The organism is Streptomyces paromomycinus (genome assembly GCF_003865155.1).
GTDB lineage: Bacteria > Actinomycetota > Actinomycetes > Streptomycetales > Streptomycetaceae > Streptomyces > Streptomyces chrestomyceticus.
This window is the reverse complement of the sequence record NZ_BHZD01000001.1, coordinates 2,129,538-2,144,099: the sequence shown is the minus strand read 5'-3', so window position 1 is coordinate 2,144,099 and position 14,562 is coordinate 2,129,538. Positions and strand designations below refer to the sequence as shown.

Here is a 14,562-nt window from a genome sequence, read left to right as displayed (position 1 = left end):
AAGGACGTGCAGCCAGTGAAAGAAGCAGCGCAGCGGCCGGCCGGCCGTCTGCACAGGGCCCGGGTCCTGTACCGGAACGTCTCCAAACGCCGCCTCGCCTGGCTGCTGCTGAAGGACACCGTCAACTCCTGCATGGAGTACCGCGTCACCGGGCTCGCCGCCGAGGCCGCGTTCTTCTGCCTGCTGTCGCTGCCGCCGCTGCTCCTCGGCTTCATCGGCCTGCTCGGCTACATGGAGCCCTGGATCGGCCAGGAGACCATCGACCACATCCGGGAGAACATCCTCAGCGCGTCCGACACGCTGCTGTCCAGCAAGGGCGTCAACGAGATCGCCCGGCCGCTGCTGGACGACATCTTCACCGGCCGCCGCCCGGACGTCATCTCCCTCGGCTTCGCCATCGCCCTGTGGTCCGGCTCCCGCGCGGTCAACGTCTTCGTCGACACCATCACGATCATGTACGGGCTGGACGGGCGGCGCGGCATCGTCCGGACCCGGCTGCTGGCCTTCGTGCTCTACCTCGCCGCGCTGGTCGTCGGCGCGGTCGCGCTGCCGCTGATGGTGGTCGGTCCGGACACCGTCGTCAGCTGGCTGCCGGCGAGCGAGACCGCCATCCGCATCCTGTACTGGCCGGTCGTCCTCATCCTCTCCGTCGCCTTCCTCACCACCCTCTACCACGTGTCCGTCCCCGTCCGCTCACCCTGGCGCGAGGACATTCCCGGCGCGGTCGTCGCCCTCGCCATGTGGGTCCTGGGCAGCCTGCTGCTGCGCGTCTACCTCACCCAGACCGTGGAAGGCCCCACCATCTACGGCTCCCTGGCCGCACCCGTCGCCGTCCTTCTCTGGATCGGCGTCTCCGCCTTCGCGGTCCTGGTGGGCGCGGCCATGAACGCCGCCCTCGACCGTGTATGGCCCTCGGTCGCCACCGCGGCGGGCCGCGCCGAGAAGGAACGCCGGGCCCGCGAGGTGACCGCGGCCCAGCGCTCCGCCCTGGCCGCCGTCGGCCTCGGCGCCACGGCCGCCGCCGGGGAGGCCGCCCTCACCGGCGCCCCGGAGCCGGACGGCGAGGAGGACGACGGCGACGAGGACGACGACCCGGGCGCGCCGCCCCCGGCCGAATACCCCGAACGCTGGGCCCACTTCCTGCCACCGGCCGACGTGCGGGCACGACTGCTCACGCACCCGAAGCGCCACTGGCGGCTCTGAAGGCGCGCTCACCCGGCGGCGCTGCCGAAGGTTGCGTAGCTGGAGCCACCTTCCGGTACGTGCCGGATCGTGTTCGGCGCAAACCGGTAGACGGCGCGGGTGTTCACTGGTGGCCTACCGGGTGGCGTCGCAGGTAGACGTTGCAGTCCGTCACGGTGGTCAGGTCGCCGACGGCGCGGGCCCGATCCCGGACGCTGGCGAGTTCGGTGCAGCCCGCGCAGCCTTCGACGGGGGCAGGGGCCCTCTCCAGCGGCAGGGGCAGGATGATCGGGGCAGTGGGGTACGGCGTCGGATTGGTCATGCGAGCCAGGGTGAAGCACCCTCAAGGACGCATCTCTACCTGGTCGAGGACGGTTGGGCCGTCGAGGCGCTACGTTCGCGAGAAGGCCCAGACGTCCAGGGGAGGGGTCTTGAACACTGCTCTACGCTCGGCTATGGCGAGCGCCGGGCTCAGCCCCCGTCGCCTTGCCGTGCGCGTCGGCGTCACCGGCAAGACGGTCGAGAGACGGCTGGCCGACGCGGAACTGACACCCCATGCACGAAAGCGCGAGGACGCCTGTCGGGCGTTGGGAGTGGGTGAAGAGATGATCTGGCCGCAGTCGGTCAAGGACCGCGTCAAGACCGGGCACGACCGGGAAGTGGTGCACAGCTATCCGTACCGGTCTGCCTGCCCTTCCGACGTATGGGGCGAGCTGACCCGGGGCGCGAGCAGGGAGCTGTTCTTCGCGGGGTACACGAATTACTTCTTGTGGTCGCAGATTCCGGCGTTTTCCGAAACACTGCGGCGGAAGGCGGGCGCGGGATGCCGGGTGCGGTTCCTGGTCGGTGATCCGGAAGGGGCGGTCACTCGCGGGCGGGAGCGCGCGGAGAATGTGGCGCTGTCGGTCTCCACGCGGATTCGGACCACATTGGAGCAACTGGAGCGTATGGGGCCGGTGGACGGCCTGGAGGTCCGGTTCAGTGACCCTGAGGATGCCGTCTATCACGTGGGGCTTTCGGTGTTCCGGTTTGATGACGACGCGCTGGTGACGCCGCATCTGGCCCGCCTTGTAGGACACGATTCGCCGCTCCTGCACCTGCACCGGCAGGAGGACAGTGGAATGTTCGACCGTTTCACGGAGCACGCCGAGGAATTGTGGGAGCGGGGGAGTCGCGTTCCCGCGTAGGGCGGGCCGGCAGATCCGGTGTGCTGGATTCGGGTGATCGGCGGGCGCGGCGGCGGTGAATGGGTGACGGGGCGGGGGTGGGTGCCGCATGGTGCTTTTCAGTGTCCGGCACCCTCGCCGTTCTCGGGAGACCTGTGAATCCGATGCTGATCTCGCCGGCCGCGCTGGGAGCGGTGGTGTTTCTCGTGGGGGCGGTGCTGCTGGCCGTGCTGCGGGATCTGGCGCATGCCCGGCGGAGGCGGAGGCGAGGGAGGGGGAAGAGGAGACGGCGTGGTGAACACAGCTTGGTGATCATGGAACGGATTCCTCGGGGCAGGAGGTGAACGACCAGCCGTAATCGTTCACCCGAAGCGAAGGAGCACCGCCGGTGGCCGCATTCCCGGGAAATGACGGGCCGTCGGCCCGGCGTCGTGTCCGTACGTATCCGATGCGGCGGACGGTGTTCGTCCTCGGCGTCCTCGGTGCCCTGGTGACGGGTGGGTTCCTCGCCGCGCGCGGAATGTTCCGGTGGGCGGTGGGGCACCCGGGTACGGCCACCCTCGTGACCGTCCTCGTCCTCCCGTTCGTCCTGGCGTTGGTCGTCGTGGCGGTGCGGGGGATGCCGCGCCTGCGCGAGCTGCGGCGGGCGGCCCGGGTGGGCAAGGCCGAGGCGGAGGCGGAAGTGGCCAAGGCCGTCGCGGCGGAGGAGGCTGCACCGGCCGTGGTGGACGAGCCCGAGCCGACAGTCGTCATGTGGAGCGTCGAGGACTTCCTCGCCATGGACGCGTACGCCTTCGAGCAGGCGATAGCCCGCCTCTGTGAACGCGACGGCTGCCGGGATGTCCAGGTGGTCGGCGGTGCGGGGGACCTGGGCGCGGACGTCCTGGCCATCACGTCCGACGGCCGGCGGATCATCGTCCAGTGCAAGCGCTACTGCGCGACGAACAAGGTCGGCTCCCAGGACATGCAGCGCTTCGGCGGCACCTGCTACACGGTGCACGAGGCCGATGTCGCGGCCGTCGTCACCACCAGCGCCTTCACCGAACCGGCCACCGAATACGCCGACACCTGCGGCATCCGCTGTTTCGACGGCGACCGGCTGGTGGCCTGGTCGAACGGCACCGGGCCGACGCCCTGGGGGTGACGGCGCGCTGGGTGCTTTCGCCGCATCCCGTTCGATCGCGAGGACGACGGCGCTCCGGATGGAGCAACTGGCCGGGCCGGGCGGGCCGGCCGCGACCGTGTGCCCCTCACGTTGGCGCTGCGTAACAGTGGATGGTCACTGTCTGGTCCGGGCGCCACGCCTGCTCGACGGTGGCCAGAAGCTCCCAGCCGAGCCGCTCGTACAAGGCCGCCGCTGCACCATCGGTATGCGACCACCAATGATTGAGATCAATTCTCGCGAACAGACCCTGGACGGCCTATGCGGTTGTGGCGATGCCGCCGTCGACGGGGATCACGGCGCCTGTCAGGTATGCGCCTGCCCGGCTGGCGAGGAACACCGCGACACCCGCCATGTCGTCGTCGCGGCCGATCCGCCGTAGTGGGGCCGACGCCGCGATCGCCTCGCCGAACTCGTCAAGGGTCGCAGCCATCATCGTCGACGGGAACGGTCCCGGCGCCACGGCGTTCACGGTGACGTGCTGCGGTCCTAGTTCCTTGGCGAGCACTCTGGTGAGCTGATGCAGTGCGGCCTTGCTGCTGGAGTACGAGTAGTTGGGCCGCTGGGGGATGTGGATGGCGGCGATGCTGCCGATGTTGATGATCCGCGCGGGATCGTCGGCGGTGCCCGCCTTGCGAAGTGCGGGCAGCAGCGCCTGAATCAGCCAGAACGGCGACTTCAGGTTGAGGTCGACGACCGTGTCCCAGGCCGCGTCCGGGAATGTCGCCAGCGGCTCGTCCCACATGGCGCCCGCGTTGTTGACGAGGATGTCGAGGCGCTCGGAGTCGGCGGTGACGAGGTCGGACAGCCGCCGGCACTCGTCGTGGCGGGACAGGTCGGCGGGGATGGCCCGTACCTCACCGAATTGGGAGAGCTGTTCCTGCGCCTGAGCGCACGCTTCTGCGTTGCGTGAGCTGATGACCACGCCGGCGCCCGCCTGGAGAAGGCCACGCGCGATCATCATTCCGATGCCTCGGGTGCCACCGGTGACCAGCGCGCGTTTTCCGCACAGGTCGAAAAGTTGTGCATGCGTGGTGAATTGGTTGACTGCCACTTGACGCCTTTCCAGTTGGTCGTGCGGGATGATGCGTCGACGCGTTGGGGGTTCGGTTCAGCTGTCTCAACGCTATGGCCTTGGAGTGCGCTCCAAGCAAGCGGATCCCGGCCCCGACGGACCGCTTCCGCAACCGCCTCAAGCGCGGATGGCGGGCGACCGTGCCGGCGCCGCCGCCCCGCTCGGGCGAGCGGAACCCGCAGATACCGCCCCGCTCAGGCGAGCGGCACCCGCACATACCGCCCCGCCGTGCGCAGATCCGCCTCGATGCGGGCGGCGGCCGTGCGCAGGTGGGGCAGGAGGGTGTCGCGGTCCTCGGTGGGGGAGCGGTGGCCCGCGTGGGTGGACACGTTGATCGCGGCGACGACCCGGGCGTGCCGGTCGCGTACGGGGACGGCGATCGACCGCAGGCCCTCCTCCAGCTCCTCGTCCACCAGCGCGTACCCGTCCTTGTGTGTCTGCTCCAGGATGGTGGCCAGGCTGTCGGGGGAGGTGACGGTGTGGCGGGTGAGGGGGATGAGGCCGGTTTGGGCGAGGTGGGCGGTGCGTTCCGCCGGGGGGAGGCCCGCCAGCAGGACCCGGCCCATGGAGGTCGGGTACGCGGGGAAGCGGGTGCCCACGGTGATGTTGACGCTCATGATCCGCACGGTGGGGACCCGGGCCACGTACCGGATGTCCGTGCCGGACAGCACCGCCATCGACGCGGAGTCGTGCACCCGCTCCACCAGCGCGGCCAGGTGGGGCTGGGCGATGTCCGGGAGGGACAGGCCGGAGAGCGGGGCGAAGCCCAGTTCCAGCACCTTCGGCGTGGGGCGGAAGAGCCGGCCGTCCGAGGTGAGGTAGCCGAGGTGTTCGAGGGTGAGCAGGGCGCGGCGCGCGGTGGCGCGGGCCAGGCCGGTGGCCTCGGCTACGGCGGTCAGGGGGAGGGCGGCCCGGCCGGTGCCGAACGCGGTGAGCGTGAGCAGGCCGCGGGCCAGGGACTCGACGAACTCGGGGCCCAGTTCCTGCTTGGCGGCGTGGGTCCAGGAAGCGTGGCGGGCGGGAGGCGGTTCGGGCGGCGAGGCGGATGGGGGTGTGGATGGGGGTGTGGATGGGGGTGGGGCTGGGGCGGCCAGGGAGTTCTCCATCTCGGCCACCGTTTTGCGCAGTTGCGGGAGTACGGCGGCGGGGAGGTCCTCGGCGGTCAGCCGGCTGGTGTGGCTGACGACGCTCACCGCGCACACCGGGCGGCCCCGGGGATCGCGTACGGGCATGGCGACGGCGACCAGGCCCGGTTCGATCAGCTGGTCGTCCAGTGACCAGCCGGCGGTCCGGGCCGCCTCGACCCGGGAGGTGAACTCCGCGACGGACCCACGGTGTGCCGTACCGGCGTCCTCGCCCCGGCGCGGCGGTACGGCCGGGAACCCGGCGTCCGTGGGGTCCGCCGCGCGCCGCTGCCGCCAGCGCAGCCACGCGTCCTCGTCCCAGTCGGCGGCGAACAGCGCGCCGACCGCGCCCCGTTCGGCGGGCAGCAGGTCGCCGATGCGGAACGCGAGCGACATCGCCCGCCGCCGCGTCGCCTGGTGCACGAAACGCACCCCGTCGCCGTCCGGTACGGCGAGCGAGACCGACTCGTCGAGCGCGTCGGCGAGCCGGTCGGCGGCCGGGGCGAGCCGGTCGGGCAGCTCGGAGGCGGCCAGATAGGCGTTGCCGAGTTCCAGCAGGCCGGGGGCGAGCACCGCGTCCCGGCCCTCGACGCGTACGTGGCCCAGGCGGGCGAGGGTGCTCAAGACGCGGTCGACGGTGGAGCGCGCCAGTCCGGTCGCGCGGACGAGGTCGCCGACGGCCTGCCGTCCGCCGCTCGCGGAGAGCGCGCGCAGTACGGACAGGCTGCGCATCAGCGGGCCCACCGCCTCCCGGGGCGGCGGTGGCGGGTCGGTGGCGGGGTGCGTCATGGGGCTCTCCACGGTGCGGGCATCTCGTCGGAACCGTACCCGGCGCCCCGTTGACAGGGCTGGGAGCGGGGGTCAGACTCGGGACGCGGTCAAATTTGAACGTAAGTTCACTGGGCGAACAAGGCCGGTGCGGCGGGGCGGTGGCGAGGTCCGCCGGGCACCGGCACCCGGGACGACGCGAGGGTGAGGACATGGCCGACATCCGTTCCCTGCACGACGCCGTGCGGGACCTGGTCCACGACGGGGACACCGTCGCGCTGGAGGGCTTCACCCACCTGATCCCGTTCGCCGCGGCGCACGAGATCATCCGGCAGGGCGTCACCGGCCTGACCCTGGCCCGGATGACCCCGGACGTGGTCTACGACCAGCTGATCGGCGCGGGCGCCGCCCGCCGACTGGTCTTCTCCTGGGGCGGCAACCCCGGCGTCGGCTCGCTGCACCGCTTCCGCGACGCGGTCGAGAACGGCTGGCCGCACCCGCTGGAACTGGATGAACACAGCCACGCCGGCATGGCCAACCGGTATGTCGCCGGCGCCTCGAAACTGCCGTTCGCGGTGCTGCGCGGCTACCGCGGCAGCGGCCTGCCCGCCCGTACGGACACCATCTCCACCGTCACCTGCCCGTTCACCGGCGAGGAACTGGCCGCCGTGGCCGCTCTCAACCCGGACGTCACGATCGTCCACGCCCAGCAGGCCGACCGGCAGGGCAATGTGCAGCTCTGGGGCCTGACCGGGGTGCAGAAGGAAGCGGTGCTGGCCGCCGGGCGGGTGCTGGTCACCGTCGAGGAGATCGTCGAGGGTGCCCTGGAGCCCCGGCCCGGCTCGGTGGTCCTGCCCGGCTGGGTGATCGACGCCGTCGCGCTCGTGCCCGGCGGCGCCCACCCCTCGTACGCGGCCGGGTACTCGGTCCGGGACAACGAGTTCTACCAGCGGTGGGACGCCGTCTCCCGCGACCGGGACACGTTCTTGCGGTGGCTCGACGAGAACGTGCGGAATGTGCGCACCGTACGGAAGGGCTCCTGATGAGCGGTACGCACGACGCCGCGCGCTGCGGCCGCGACGAACTGATGGAGGTCAACGCGGCCCGCGCGCTGGCCGGCGCGCGGAGCTGCTTCGTCGGCATCGGACTGCCCAGCACGGCCGCCAACCTGGCGCGCCGCACCGTCAACCCGGACCTGGTCCTGGTGTACGAGTCCGGCACCATCGGCTCCCGGCCGACCCAGCTGCCGCTGTCCATCGGCGACGGCGAACTGGCCGACACCGCCGACGCGGTGGTGTCCGTACCGGAGATGTTCAACTACTGGCTGCAGGGCGGCCGGATCGACGTGGGCTTCCTCGGGGCCGCCCAGCTCGACCGGTTCGCCAACATCAACACCACCGTCGTGGACCGCGGCCCGGACCGGCCCGAAGGCCGGCTGCCCGGCGCGGGCGGCGCCCCCGAGATCGCCGCGAACTGCGGCGCGGTCCTCATCGTGCTGCGGCACACCCGCCGCAACCTGGTGCCCGTACTCGACTTCGTCACCACCGTCGGGCACGGCGCCGGGCCGGGCGACCGCGCCGCCCTCGGCATGCGCGGCGCCGGGCCCACCGCCGTCATCACCGACCTCGGCGTGCTGCGCCCGGACCCGGACACCGCCGAACTCGTGCTGAGCGCGCTGCACCCCGGCGTGACGCCGGCACAGGCCCGGGAGGCGACCGGCTGGGACCTGCGTGTCGCACCGGACCTGACGACCACCCAGGCGCCCACCGACGCCGAACTGGCCGCCCTGCGCGCCCTCAAAGCCGCCGGCGGGAAGGCACCATGAGCAGCCGGACGCCTCCGCAGCCGTCTCAGGCTCTACCCCTGGAGAACTTCCGATGACTCCACCTGGCGCATCCGCCGCCCCGGCAACCCCGGCCCAACCGGTCCCCGCGGGCCCGGCGACACCGCCCCCTCACCCCGTATCCGAACAGCAGTCCGCCATCGACCGCGAGATCGCCGCCCTGCACACGGCCGCCGCCGACGCCCGCACGGCGGGCGGCCCGGTACCGGCGCACCCCGGCCGCGACTTCGCCCCGTACCGCAGCACCCGGCTGCGCCACCCCGTCCAGCCCCTGGCCGCGATCGACGCGCTGCGCGACCCGGAGGCCGTCGAACTGGCCGGGCCCGCCTTCGGGGGCACCGATGTCACCGCCCTGGACGCCGACCTCACCCGGCAGCACGCCGGCGAGCCGCTCGGCGAGCGGATCACCGTCACCGGCCGGGTACGGGACCGGGCCGGACGCCCGGTGCGCGGCCAGCTCGTCGAGATCTGGCAGGCCAACGCCGCCGGCCGGTACGCGCACCGGCGCGACCAGCACCCGGCCCCGCTCGACCCGAACTTCACCGGCGTCGGCCGCTGCCTGACGGACGACGCGGGCCGGTACGCGTTCACCACCGTCCGGCCCGGCGCCTACCCGTGGCGCAACCACCACAACGCCTGGCGCCCGGCCCACATCCACTTCTCGCTCTTCGGCACCGCCTTCACCCAGCGGCTGGTGACGCAGATGTACTTCCCCGGCGACCCGCTGTTCCCGTACGACCCGATCCTCGCCTCGTGCACCGACCCGCAGGCCCGCGCCCGGCTGGTCTGCGCGTACGCCCCGGAACTCGCCCGCGCGGAATGGTCCCTGGGCTACCGCTGGGACATCGTGCTGGACGGCCCGTCCGCCACCTGGACCGAGGAGGACCGCTGATGTCCGCGACACCGGGCGAGGCCACACCGGGCGAGGCCGCGCCGCGGCACGAGGGCGTACCGCAGCAGCCCGGCTTCCCGGACGTGTCCGGGAAGCCGGCGGAGGAAGCGCACGATCAGCTCCTCGCCCCCACCCCCTCCCAGACCATCGGCCCCTTCTACGGCTACGCGCTGCCGTTCCCCGGCGGCGGCGACATGGCCCCCACCGGCCACCCGGACACCGTCACCCTGCACGGCCGGGTCGTGGACGGCGCGGGGGAGCCGGTGCCGGACGCGCTGCTGGAGTTCTGGCAGGCCGGTCCGGACGGGAGCCTGCGCGGCGCGCCCGGCTCGCTGCGCCGCGACCCGGCGACCGGCGCGGTCGTCGGCCGTGACGGCGTGGACTTCACCGGCTTCGGCCGGGTGCCCACCGACACGGACGGCCGTTACGTCCTGCGGACCCTGCCCGCCACGGCCCCGGCGGGGCGCCCGGACGCGGCGCCGTACATCGCGGTGTGCGTCTTCGCCCGCGGTCTGCTGCACCACCTGTTCACCCGGGTCTACTTCCCCGAGGACACGGCGGCCCACGCGGCCGACCCGCTGCTGTCCCGGCTGCCCGCGCGCCGGGCGCGCACGCTGGTCGCGCGGGCCGACGGCGAGCGCCGGTACCGCTTCGACATCCGCCTTCAGGCGGCCGACGCCGGGGACGGCGGCGAGGAGTGCGACGAGGAGACGGTTTTCCTTGAGTTCCGCTGAGTACGGTCTGCTGGCGCCGGGCCGGGCGGACTCCGCCGTCGAGGCCGCGACCGGCGACGCCGCGTACGTACGGGCCCTGCTGGACGCGGAAGCGGCCCTGACCCGGGCGCAGGCGACGGTCGGCCTGGCGCCCCCCACGGCGGCCGAGGCCGTCACCGCCGCGGCGGCCGACACCGGCCGTCACGATCCCCGTGACCTCGTGGTACGGGCTCGCTCCGGCGGCAACCCGGTCATCCCGCTCGTCGCCGCGCTCACCACCGCCGTGGCCGGGCGCGACGCCGGGGCCGCCGCGTACGTCCACCGCGGCGCCACCAGCCAGGACATCCTCGACACCGCCACGATGCTGGTCTGTTCGCGGGCGCTGGAAGCCGTCCTCGGCGACCTGGACGAGACCGCCGCGGCCCTGGGACGGCTGGCGGCCGAGCACCGCGACACCCCGATGGCGGGCCGTACGCTCACCCAGCACGCGGTACCGGTCACCTTCGGTCTCAAGGCGGCGGGCTGGCGCACGCTGGTCCTGGACGCCCGGGACCGGATCGCCGCCGTACGGGCCGCGCTGCCCGCGCAGTTGGGCGGCGCGGCGGGCACCCTCGCGGCGTTCCACGCCTTCGCGGAGGCCGACGGTTCGAGGCCGGATCCCGGGGCCGGCGCGGACCTCGGGCTGCGGCTGCTCGCTGCGTACGCGGTCGAGACCGGCCTCGCCGGGCCCGCCCTGCCCTGGCACACGCTGCGCACTCCCGTCGCCGACCTCGCGGGCGCGCTGGCCCACACCGCCGGTGCCCTCGGCAAGATCGCCGCCGATGTGCTGGCCCTGTCCCGTACGGAGACCGCGGAGCTGGCCGAAGGCAGCGGCGGCGGCTCGTCGGCCATGCCGCACAAGTCCAACCCGGTACGGGCCACCCTGATCGCCGCCGCTGCCCGGCAGGTCCCGGCCCTGGCCGGGGTGCTGTACGGGTCGCTGGCCGCCGAGGACGAACGGCCGGCCGGGGCCTGGCACGCGGAGTGGCAGCCCCTGCGCGACGCCCTGCGCCTGGTGGGCGGCGCGGTCCGGGACGCCGCCGAACTGACCGCGGGCCTACGGGTGCGCCCCGACCGGATGCGTGCGAACCTCGCCGCGACCGGCGGCGGGATCGTCGCCGAACGCCTCGCGGCCGTGCTCGGCGCCCCTCTCGGGCGGGACACGGCGCAACGGCTGCTCACCGACGTGGCGCGGCGGGCCGCCGAGGACGGCACCGGCCTGGCCGAGGAACTGGACCGCGCCCTGCGCACCCGGCATCCCGCGGTCGCCGACGCCTTCCCCGCGGCACGGCTGCGGGAACTGACCGACCCGGCCGCGTACACGGGCTCGGCGGGCGCGCTCGTGGACCGCGCCCTGCGCCGCCCCGGCACCCACCGCGCCGCACCGACCGCTCAGGAGAACGCATGACGTCCCCCGCTCTCCCGCACCATCGCGAGGACGGCCCGGCCGACGCGCCCCCGCTCGTCCTGGGGCCGTCGCTGGGCACCTCGCTCTCCGTCTGGGAACCCCAGGCGGAGGCGCTGGCGCACCGGTTCCGGGTCGTGCGCTGGGACCTGCCGGGGCACGGCGGGACACCGTACGACGTGCTCACGGGCACTGGCGCAGGCGCCGGCGCGGGCACTGGCGCAGGCACCGGCACGGGCTCAGGCACGGTCCCGGGCGGCGGCACGGACACAGGCTCACGCACGGACACAGGCTCGGACACCGGCCGTACGGACGGGCCCTGCACGGTCGCCGGCCTCGGCGGCCTCGTCCTCGCCCTCGCCGACTCCCTCGGCATCGACCGGTTCGCGTACGCGGGCATCTCTCTGGGCGGCGCGGTCGGCGCCTGGCTCGCCGTGCACCACCCCGAGCGGATCGCCTCCCTGGCCCTGGTGTGCTCCTCGGCCCGCTTCGGCGACCCGGAAGGGTGGTACGAACGGGCCGCGCTCGTACGGGACCAGGGCCTCGCGCCGGTCGCCGCCACGGCCGCCGACCGCTGGTTCACCCCGGCCTTCGCCGGATCACCGGCGGCGGACGAACTGCTGGCCGGGCTGCATACGGTGGCCCCCGAGGGATACGCCGCCTGCTGCGACGCGCTCGCCACCTACGACCTGCGCGGCGAACTGGGCCGGATCGCGGCGCCCACCCTCGTCGTCGCGGGCCGCGACGACCCCGCGACGCCGCCTGCCCACGCCCGCGAACTCGCGGACAACATCCCCGCCGCGAGCCTGACCGAGATCGCCGGGGCCGCCCACCTGGCCGGCACCGAGCGGCCCGTACCCGTCCTCGCCGCGCTCCTCGGCCACCTCACGGCCTCCCCGTCGCCGGAACGCCCCACCGACGACCGCACCCGGCACGCCGCCGGTACCGCGGTCCGCCGCGCCGTCCTGGGGGACGACCACGTCGACCGCGCGGCCGCCCGCACCACCGCCTTCACCGCCGTCTTCCAGGACTTCATCACCCGCTACGCCTGGGGCGAGATCTGGACCCGCCCCGGCCTGTCCCGGCGCACCCGCAGCTGCGTCACGATCACCGCCCTGGTGGCGCGCGGCCACCACGACGAACTGGCCCTGCACCTGCGCGCGGCCCTGCGCAACGGGCTGACCCCCGAAGACATCCGCGAAGTACTGCTCCAGTCGGCCGTCTACTGCGGCGTGCCGGCGGCGAACTCCGCGTTCGCGCTGGCCGACCGCGTCCTCGCCGAGCACCGCGAAGAGAGCTGATCCCGATGCGCCCCACGTCTCCCGCCCCTGCCACGACCACGGTCGGCATCGTCGGCGGCGGCCCGGCGGGACTGCTCCTGGCGCGGCTGCTGCACCGCTGCGGCATCGACAGCGTCGTCCTGGAGAGCCGCGACCGCGCCTACGTCGAACACCGTCAGCGCGCCGGAGTCCTGGAACAGGGCACCGTCGACACACTGCGTGCCTGTGGCGCGGGGGAGCGTCTGGACCGGTACGGACTCGTCCACCACGGCATCCGGCTGCGCTACGACGGCCGCTCGCACCGGATCGATCTCCCCGCCCTGACCGGCGGCCGCAGCGTGGTCGTCTACGCGCAGACCGAGGTGGTCAAGGACCTCATCGGCCTCCAGCTCGCCGGCGGCGGACCGCTGGTCTTCGGGGCGCGGGCGCTCGCCGTGACCGGCGCGGACACCGCACGGCCCGTGATCCACTATGCGCACGAGGGCCGCGAACACACCCTGACCTGCGACTACGTCATAGGCTGCGACGGGTTCCACGGCGTCACCCGGGACGCGGTGCCGACCGGGGCCCGCCGCCTGTACGAGCGCGCGTACCCGTACTCCTGGCTCGGCGTCCTCGCCGACGTGCCGCCGTCCTGCGACGAGCTGGTGTACGCCCACTCCGAGCGCGGCTTCGCCCTGTTCAGCATGCGCTCGCCCACCGTCAGCCGTCTCTATCTCCAAGTGCCCAACGGCACCGACCCGGCCGACTGGCCCGACGAGCGGATCTGGGAGGAACTCGACGCCCGTTCCGCCACCGACGGCCCCTGGGAACTGGCGCGCGGCCCGATCACCGCCAAGTCCGTCCTGCCGATGCGCAGCGTGGTCACCGAACCCCTGCGGTACGGGCGGGTGCTGCTCGCCGGGGACGCGGCGCACATCGTCCCGCCGGCCGGGGCGAAGGGGCTGAACCTCGCCGTGTCCGACGTCACCGAGCTGGCCCGCGCCTTCGCCCACCTGAAGGAGACCGGTTCCGGTGAGCTGCTGGACGGCTGGTCCGACGCCTGCCTGCGCCGTGTCTGGCGGGCCGAGCACTTCTCGTACTTCATGACGACGACGCTGCACACGGCCCCCGGCCAGAGCACGTTCGACACCCGTCTCCAGCTCGCCCAGCTCGACCGCATCGCCTCGTCCCCGCACGCGGCCGCCGAACTGGCCGAGAACTACACGGGCGTCCCGCAGGCGCCCGTGCCCGTCCCCGTCGCCTCGCCGTCCTAGCCGTCCCCGCCGGACTCCGCCGCCACGTCCTCGGCCACCTGCTTGAGCGTGTGCCCGCTCAGCGCGGAGCGCGCCCGGCGGGGGTCGGGCGTGCCGTGCCCGTCGGCGTGGGCGTCGTCCGCCTTCACCAGCAGCCACGACTCCCGCTCGTCACTGCCGGGGCCGCCGCGGAACCGGGTGAGGGCATAACCGCCGTGCAGTTTCTTCCCCTCCATCCAGAACGTCGCATGGCCCTTTTCCAGCGATTCGGCGAAAGGGACCGCGCGGCCTTTCTTGTCGTGCGACATCGGGCGGTACCGGCCCTGGTCCCACACGATGACCGTACCGCCGCCGTATTCGCCCTTCGGGATGACGCCTTCGAAATCGCGGTAGTCCAGCGGGTGGTCCTCGGTCGGCATCGCCAGCCGTTTGTCCTTCGGGTCCGTGGACGGCCCTTTCGGTACGGACCATGATTTGAGCACCCCGTCGACCTCCAGCCGGAAGTCGAAATGCATGGTGCTCGCGTCGTGGATCTGCACCACGAAGCGCGGCTTCCCGGCGGAATCCGAGGATTCCGATGCGTCCGGGGATTTCTCCGCATCGCCGCCCCGCGGTTCCGACGTCCGGTCGAAATGCCGTTTGGACTGATAGGTCCGCAGCGGTTCCTTGCCCATGGCC

14 protein-coding genes and 1 pseudogene are annotated in these 14,562 nt (G+C 73.2%); 10 read left to right on the top strand and 5 right to left on the bottom strand.

The genetic code is table 11. The features are described from left to right. Positions 1 to 6 precede the first annotated feature (6 nt). On the top strand, positions 7 to 1,203 hold the full coding sequence (locus OEIGOIKO_RS08615; protein WP_125053415.1) for a YihY/virulence factor BrkB family protein: 1,197 nt from the start codon (positions 7 to 9) through the stop codon (positions 1,201 to 1,203). A gap of 103 nt (positions 1,204 to 1,306) precedes the next feature. Here OEIGOIKO_RS08615 and OEIGOIKO_RS08610 read toward each other — a convergent pair whose 3' ends face one another. Beyond that, on the bottom strand, positions 1,307 to 1,504 hold the full coding sequence (locus OEIGOIKO_RS08610) for a hypothetical protein (RefSeq protein WP_125053414.1): 198 nt from the start codon (positions 1,502 to 1,504) through the stop codon (positions 1,307 to 1,309). A gap of 133 nt (positions 1,505 to 1,637) precedes the next feature. On the opposite strand from OEIGOIKO_RS08610, the gene OEIGOIKO_RS08605 reads away from it, so the two are divergent. Next, positions 1,638 to 2,369 (top strand): XRE family transcriptional regulator, encoded by a 732-nt coding sequence (locus OEIGOIKO_RS08605; protein ID WP_125053413.1) that lies wholly within the window; start codon positions 1,638 to 1,640, stop codon positions 2,367 to 2,369. Between the two features lie 427 nt (positions 2,370 to 2,796). Beyond that, positions 2,797 to 3,492, top strand: a complete 696-nt coding sequence (locus OEIGOIKO_RS08600; RefSeq protein ID WP_125058583.1) for a restriction endonuclease — start codon at positions 2,797 to 2,799, stop codon at positions 3,490 to 3,492. A gap of 106 nt (positions 3,493 to 3,598) precedes the next feature. On the opposite strand, the pseudogene OEIGOIKO_RS42585 reads toward OEIGOIKO_RS08600, so the two are convergent. The 3 genes and pseudogenes from OEIGOIKO_RS42585 to OEIGOIKO_RS08585 form a co-directional block, all read right to left on the bottom strand. Further along, positions 3,599 to 3,718 (bottom strand): annotated as a pseudogene (locus tag OEIGOIKO_RS42585) (GNAT family N-acetyltransferase); the annotation flags it as partial. 51 nt (positions 3,719 to 3,769) lie between these two features. Continuing rightward, a complete protein-coding gene (locus OEIGOIKO_RS08590; protein WP_125053411.1) occupies positions 3,770 to 4,564 on the bottom strand; it encodes an SDR family oxidoreductase in 795 nt (264 codons plus the stop codon). Between the two features lie 215 nt (positions 4,565 to 4,779). Then, positions 4,780 to 6,498, bottom strand: a complete 1,719-nt coding sequence (locus tag OEIGOIKO_RS08585) for an IclR family transcriptional regulator domain-containing protein (protein WP_125053409.1) — start codon at positions 6,496 to 6,498, stop codon at positions 4,780 to 4,782. Positions 6,499 to 6,689: 191 nt separating this feature from the next. Between OEIGOIKO_RS08585 and OEIGOIKO_RS08580 the strand changes: the two genes are divergently transcribed. Genes OEIGOIKO_RS08580 through OEIGOIKO_RS08550 form a run of 7 tightly spaced genes read left to right on the top strand, consistent with a single transcriptional unit; the run spans position 6,690 to position 13,905 of the window. After that, positions 6,690 to 7,520 carry a CoA transferase subunit A gene (locus OEIGOIKO_RS08580; protein ID WP_125053407.1) on the top strand — a complete coding sequence of 277 codons (831 nt, stop codon included), beginning with the start codon at positions 6,690 to 6,692 and terminating at the stop codon, positions 7,518 to 7,520. Further along, positions 7,520 to 8,302 carry a CoA-transferase subunit beta gene (locus OEIGOIKO_RS08575; protein ID WP_125053405.1) on the top strand — a complete coding sequence of 261 codons (783 nt, stop codon included), beginning with the start codon at positions 7,520 to 7,522 and terminating at the stop codon, positions 8,300 to 8,302. The genes OEIGOIKO_RS08580 and OEIGOIKO_RS08575 overlap by 1 nt, the downstream gene beginning before the upstream one ends. 52 nt (positions 8,303 to 8,354) lie before the next feature. Beyond that, on the top strand, positions 8,355 to 9,212 hold the full coding sequence (gene pcaH, locus OEIGOIKO_RS08570) for a protocatechuate 3,4-dioxygenase subunit beta (RefSeq protein WP_281288344.1): 858 nt from the start codon (positions 8,355 to 8,357) through the stop codon (positions 9,210 to 9,212). Beyond that, the gene (gene pcaG, locus OEIGOIKO_RS08565; RefSeq protein ID WP_246177272.1) at positions 9,212 to 9,946 is read left to right on the top strand and encodes a protocatechuate 3,4-dioxygenase subunit alpha; all 735 of its coding nucleotides are present in this window, start codon (positions 9,212 to 9,214) and stop codon (positions 9,944 to 9,946) included. Before pcaH ends, pcaG begins: the two co-directional genes overlap by 1 nt. Beyond that, entirely contained in the window at positions 9,933 to 11,372 is a 1,440-nt protein-coding gene (gene pcaB / locus OEIGOIKO_RS08560) for a 3-carboxy-cis,cis-muconate cycloisomerase (protein ID WP_125053403.1), read from the top strand. Before pcaG ends, pcaB begins: the two co-directional genes overlap by 14 nt. Continuing rightward, the gene (pcaDC, locus tag OEIGOIKO_RS08555) at positions 11,369 to 12,670 is read left to right on the top strand and encodes a bifunctional 3-oxoadipate enol-lactonase/4-carboxymuconolactone decarboxylase PcaDC (RefSeq protein ID WP_125053401.1); all 1,302 of its coding nucleotides are present in this window, start codon (positions 11,369 to 11,371) and stop codon (positions 12,668 to 12,670) included. The genes pcaB and pcaDC overlap by 4 nt, the downstream gene beginning before the upstream one ends. 5 nt (positions 12,671 to 12,675) lie before the next feature. Further along, positions 12,676 to 13,905, top strand: coding sequence for a 4-hydroxybenzoate 3-monooxygenase (locus tag OEIGOIKO_RS08550; RefSeq protein ID WP_125053399.1), 1,230 nt, complete (start codon positions 12,676 to 12,678; stop codon positions 13,903 to 13,905). Here the strand turns inward: OEIGOIKO_RS08550 and OEIGOIKO_RS08545 are convergent. Next, on the bottom strand, positions 13,902 to 14,558 hold the full coding sequence (locus OEIGOIKO_RS08545; protein ID WP_125053397.1) for a DNA polymerase ligase N-terminal domain-containing protein: 657 nt from the start codon (positions 14,556 to 14,558) through the stop codon (positions 13,902 to 13,904). The genes OEIGOIKO_RS08550 and OEIGOIKO_RS08545 overlap by 4 nt on opposite strands. Positions 14,559 to 14,562: the final 4 nt, after the last annotated feature.

What these genes read in the sequence shown, in the direction of transcription:
- OEIGOIKO_RS08610 (WP_125053414.1), bottom strand. Translation starts at nt 1,504, where the DNA reads ATGACCAATCCGACGCCGTACCCCACTGCCCCGATCATCCTGCCCCTG.
- OEIGOIKO_RS08605 (WP_125053413.1), top strand. Translation starts at nt 1,638, where the DNA reads ATGGCGAGCGCCGGGCTCAGCCCCCGTCGCCTTGCCGTGCGCGTCGGC.
- OEIGOIKO_RS08600 (WP_125058583.1), top strand. Translation starts at nt 2,797, where the DNA reads ATGCGGCGGACGGTGTTCGTCCTCGGCGTCCTCGGTGCCCTGGTGACG.
- OEIGOIKO_RS08585 (WP_125053409.1), bottom strand. Translation starts at nt 6,498, where the DNA reads ATGACGCACCCCGCCACCGACCCGCCACCGCCGCCCCGGGAGGCGGTG.
- OEIGOIKO_RS08580 (WP_125053407.1), top strand. Translation starts at nt 6,690, where the DNA reads ATGGCCGACATCCGTTCCCTGCACGACGCCGTGCGGGACCTGGTCCAC.
- OEIGOIKO_RS08575 (WP_125053405.1), top strand. Translation starts at nt 7,520, where the DNA reads ATGAGCGGTACGCACGACGCCGCGCGCTGCGGCCGCGACGAACTGATG.
- pcaH (WP_281288344.1), top strand. Translation starts at nt 8,355, where the DNA reads ATGACTCCACCTGGCGCATCCGCCGCCCCGGCAACCCCGGCCCAACCG.
- pcaG (WP_246177272.1), top strand. Translation starts at nt 9,212, where the DNA reads ATGTCCGCGACACCGGGCGAGGCCACACCGGGCGAGGCCGCGCCGCGG.
- pcaDC (WP_125053401.1), top strand. Translation starts at nt 11,369, where the DNA reads ATGACGTCCCCCGCTCTCCCGCACCATCGCGAGGACGGCCCGGCCGAC.
- OEIGOIKO_RS08550 (WP_125053399.1), top strand. Translation starts at nt 12,676, where the DNA reads ATGCGCCCCACGTCTCCCGCCCCTGCCACGACCACGGTCGGCATCGTC.
- OEIGOIKO_RS08545 (WP_125053397.1), bottom strand. Translation starts at nt 14,558, where the DNA reads ATGGGCAAGGAACCGCTGCGGACCTATCAGTCCAAACGGCATTTCGAC.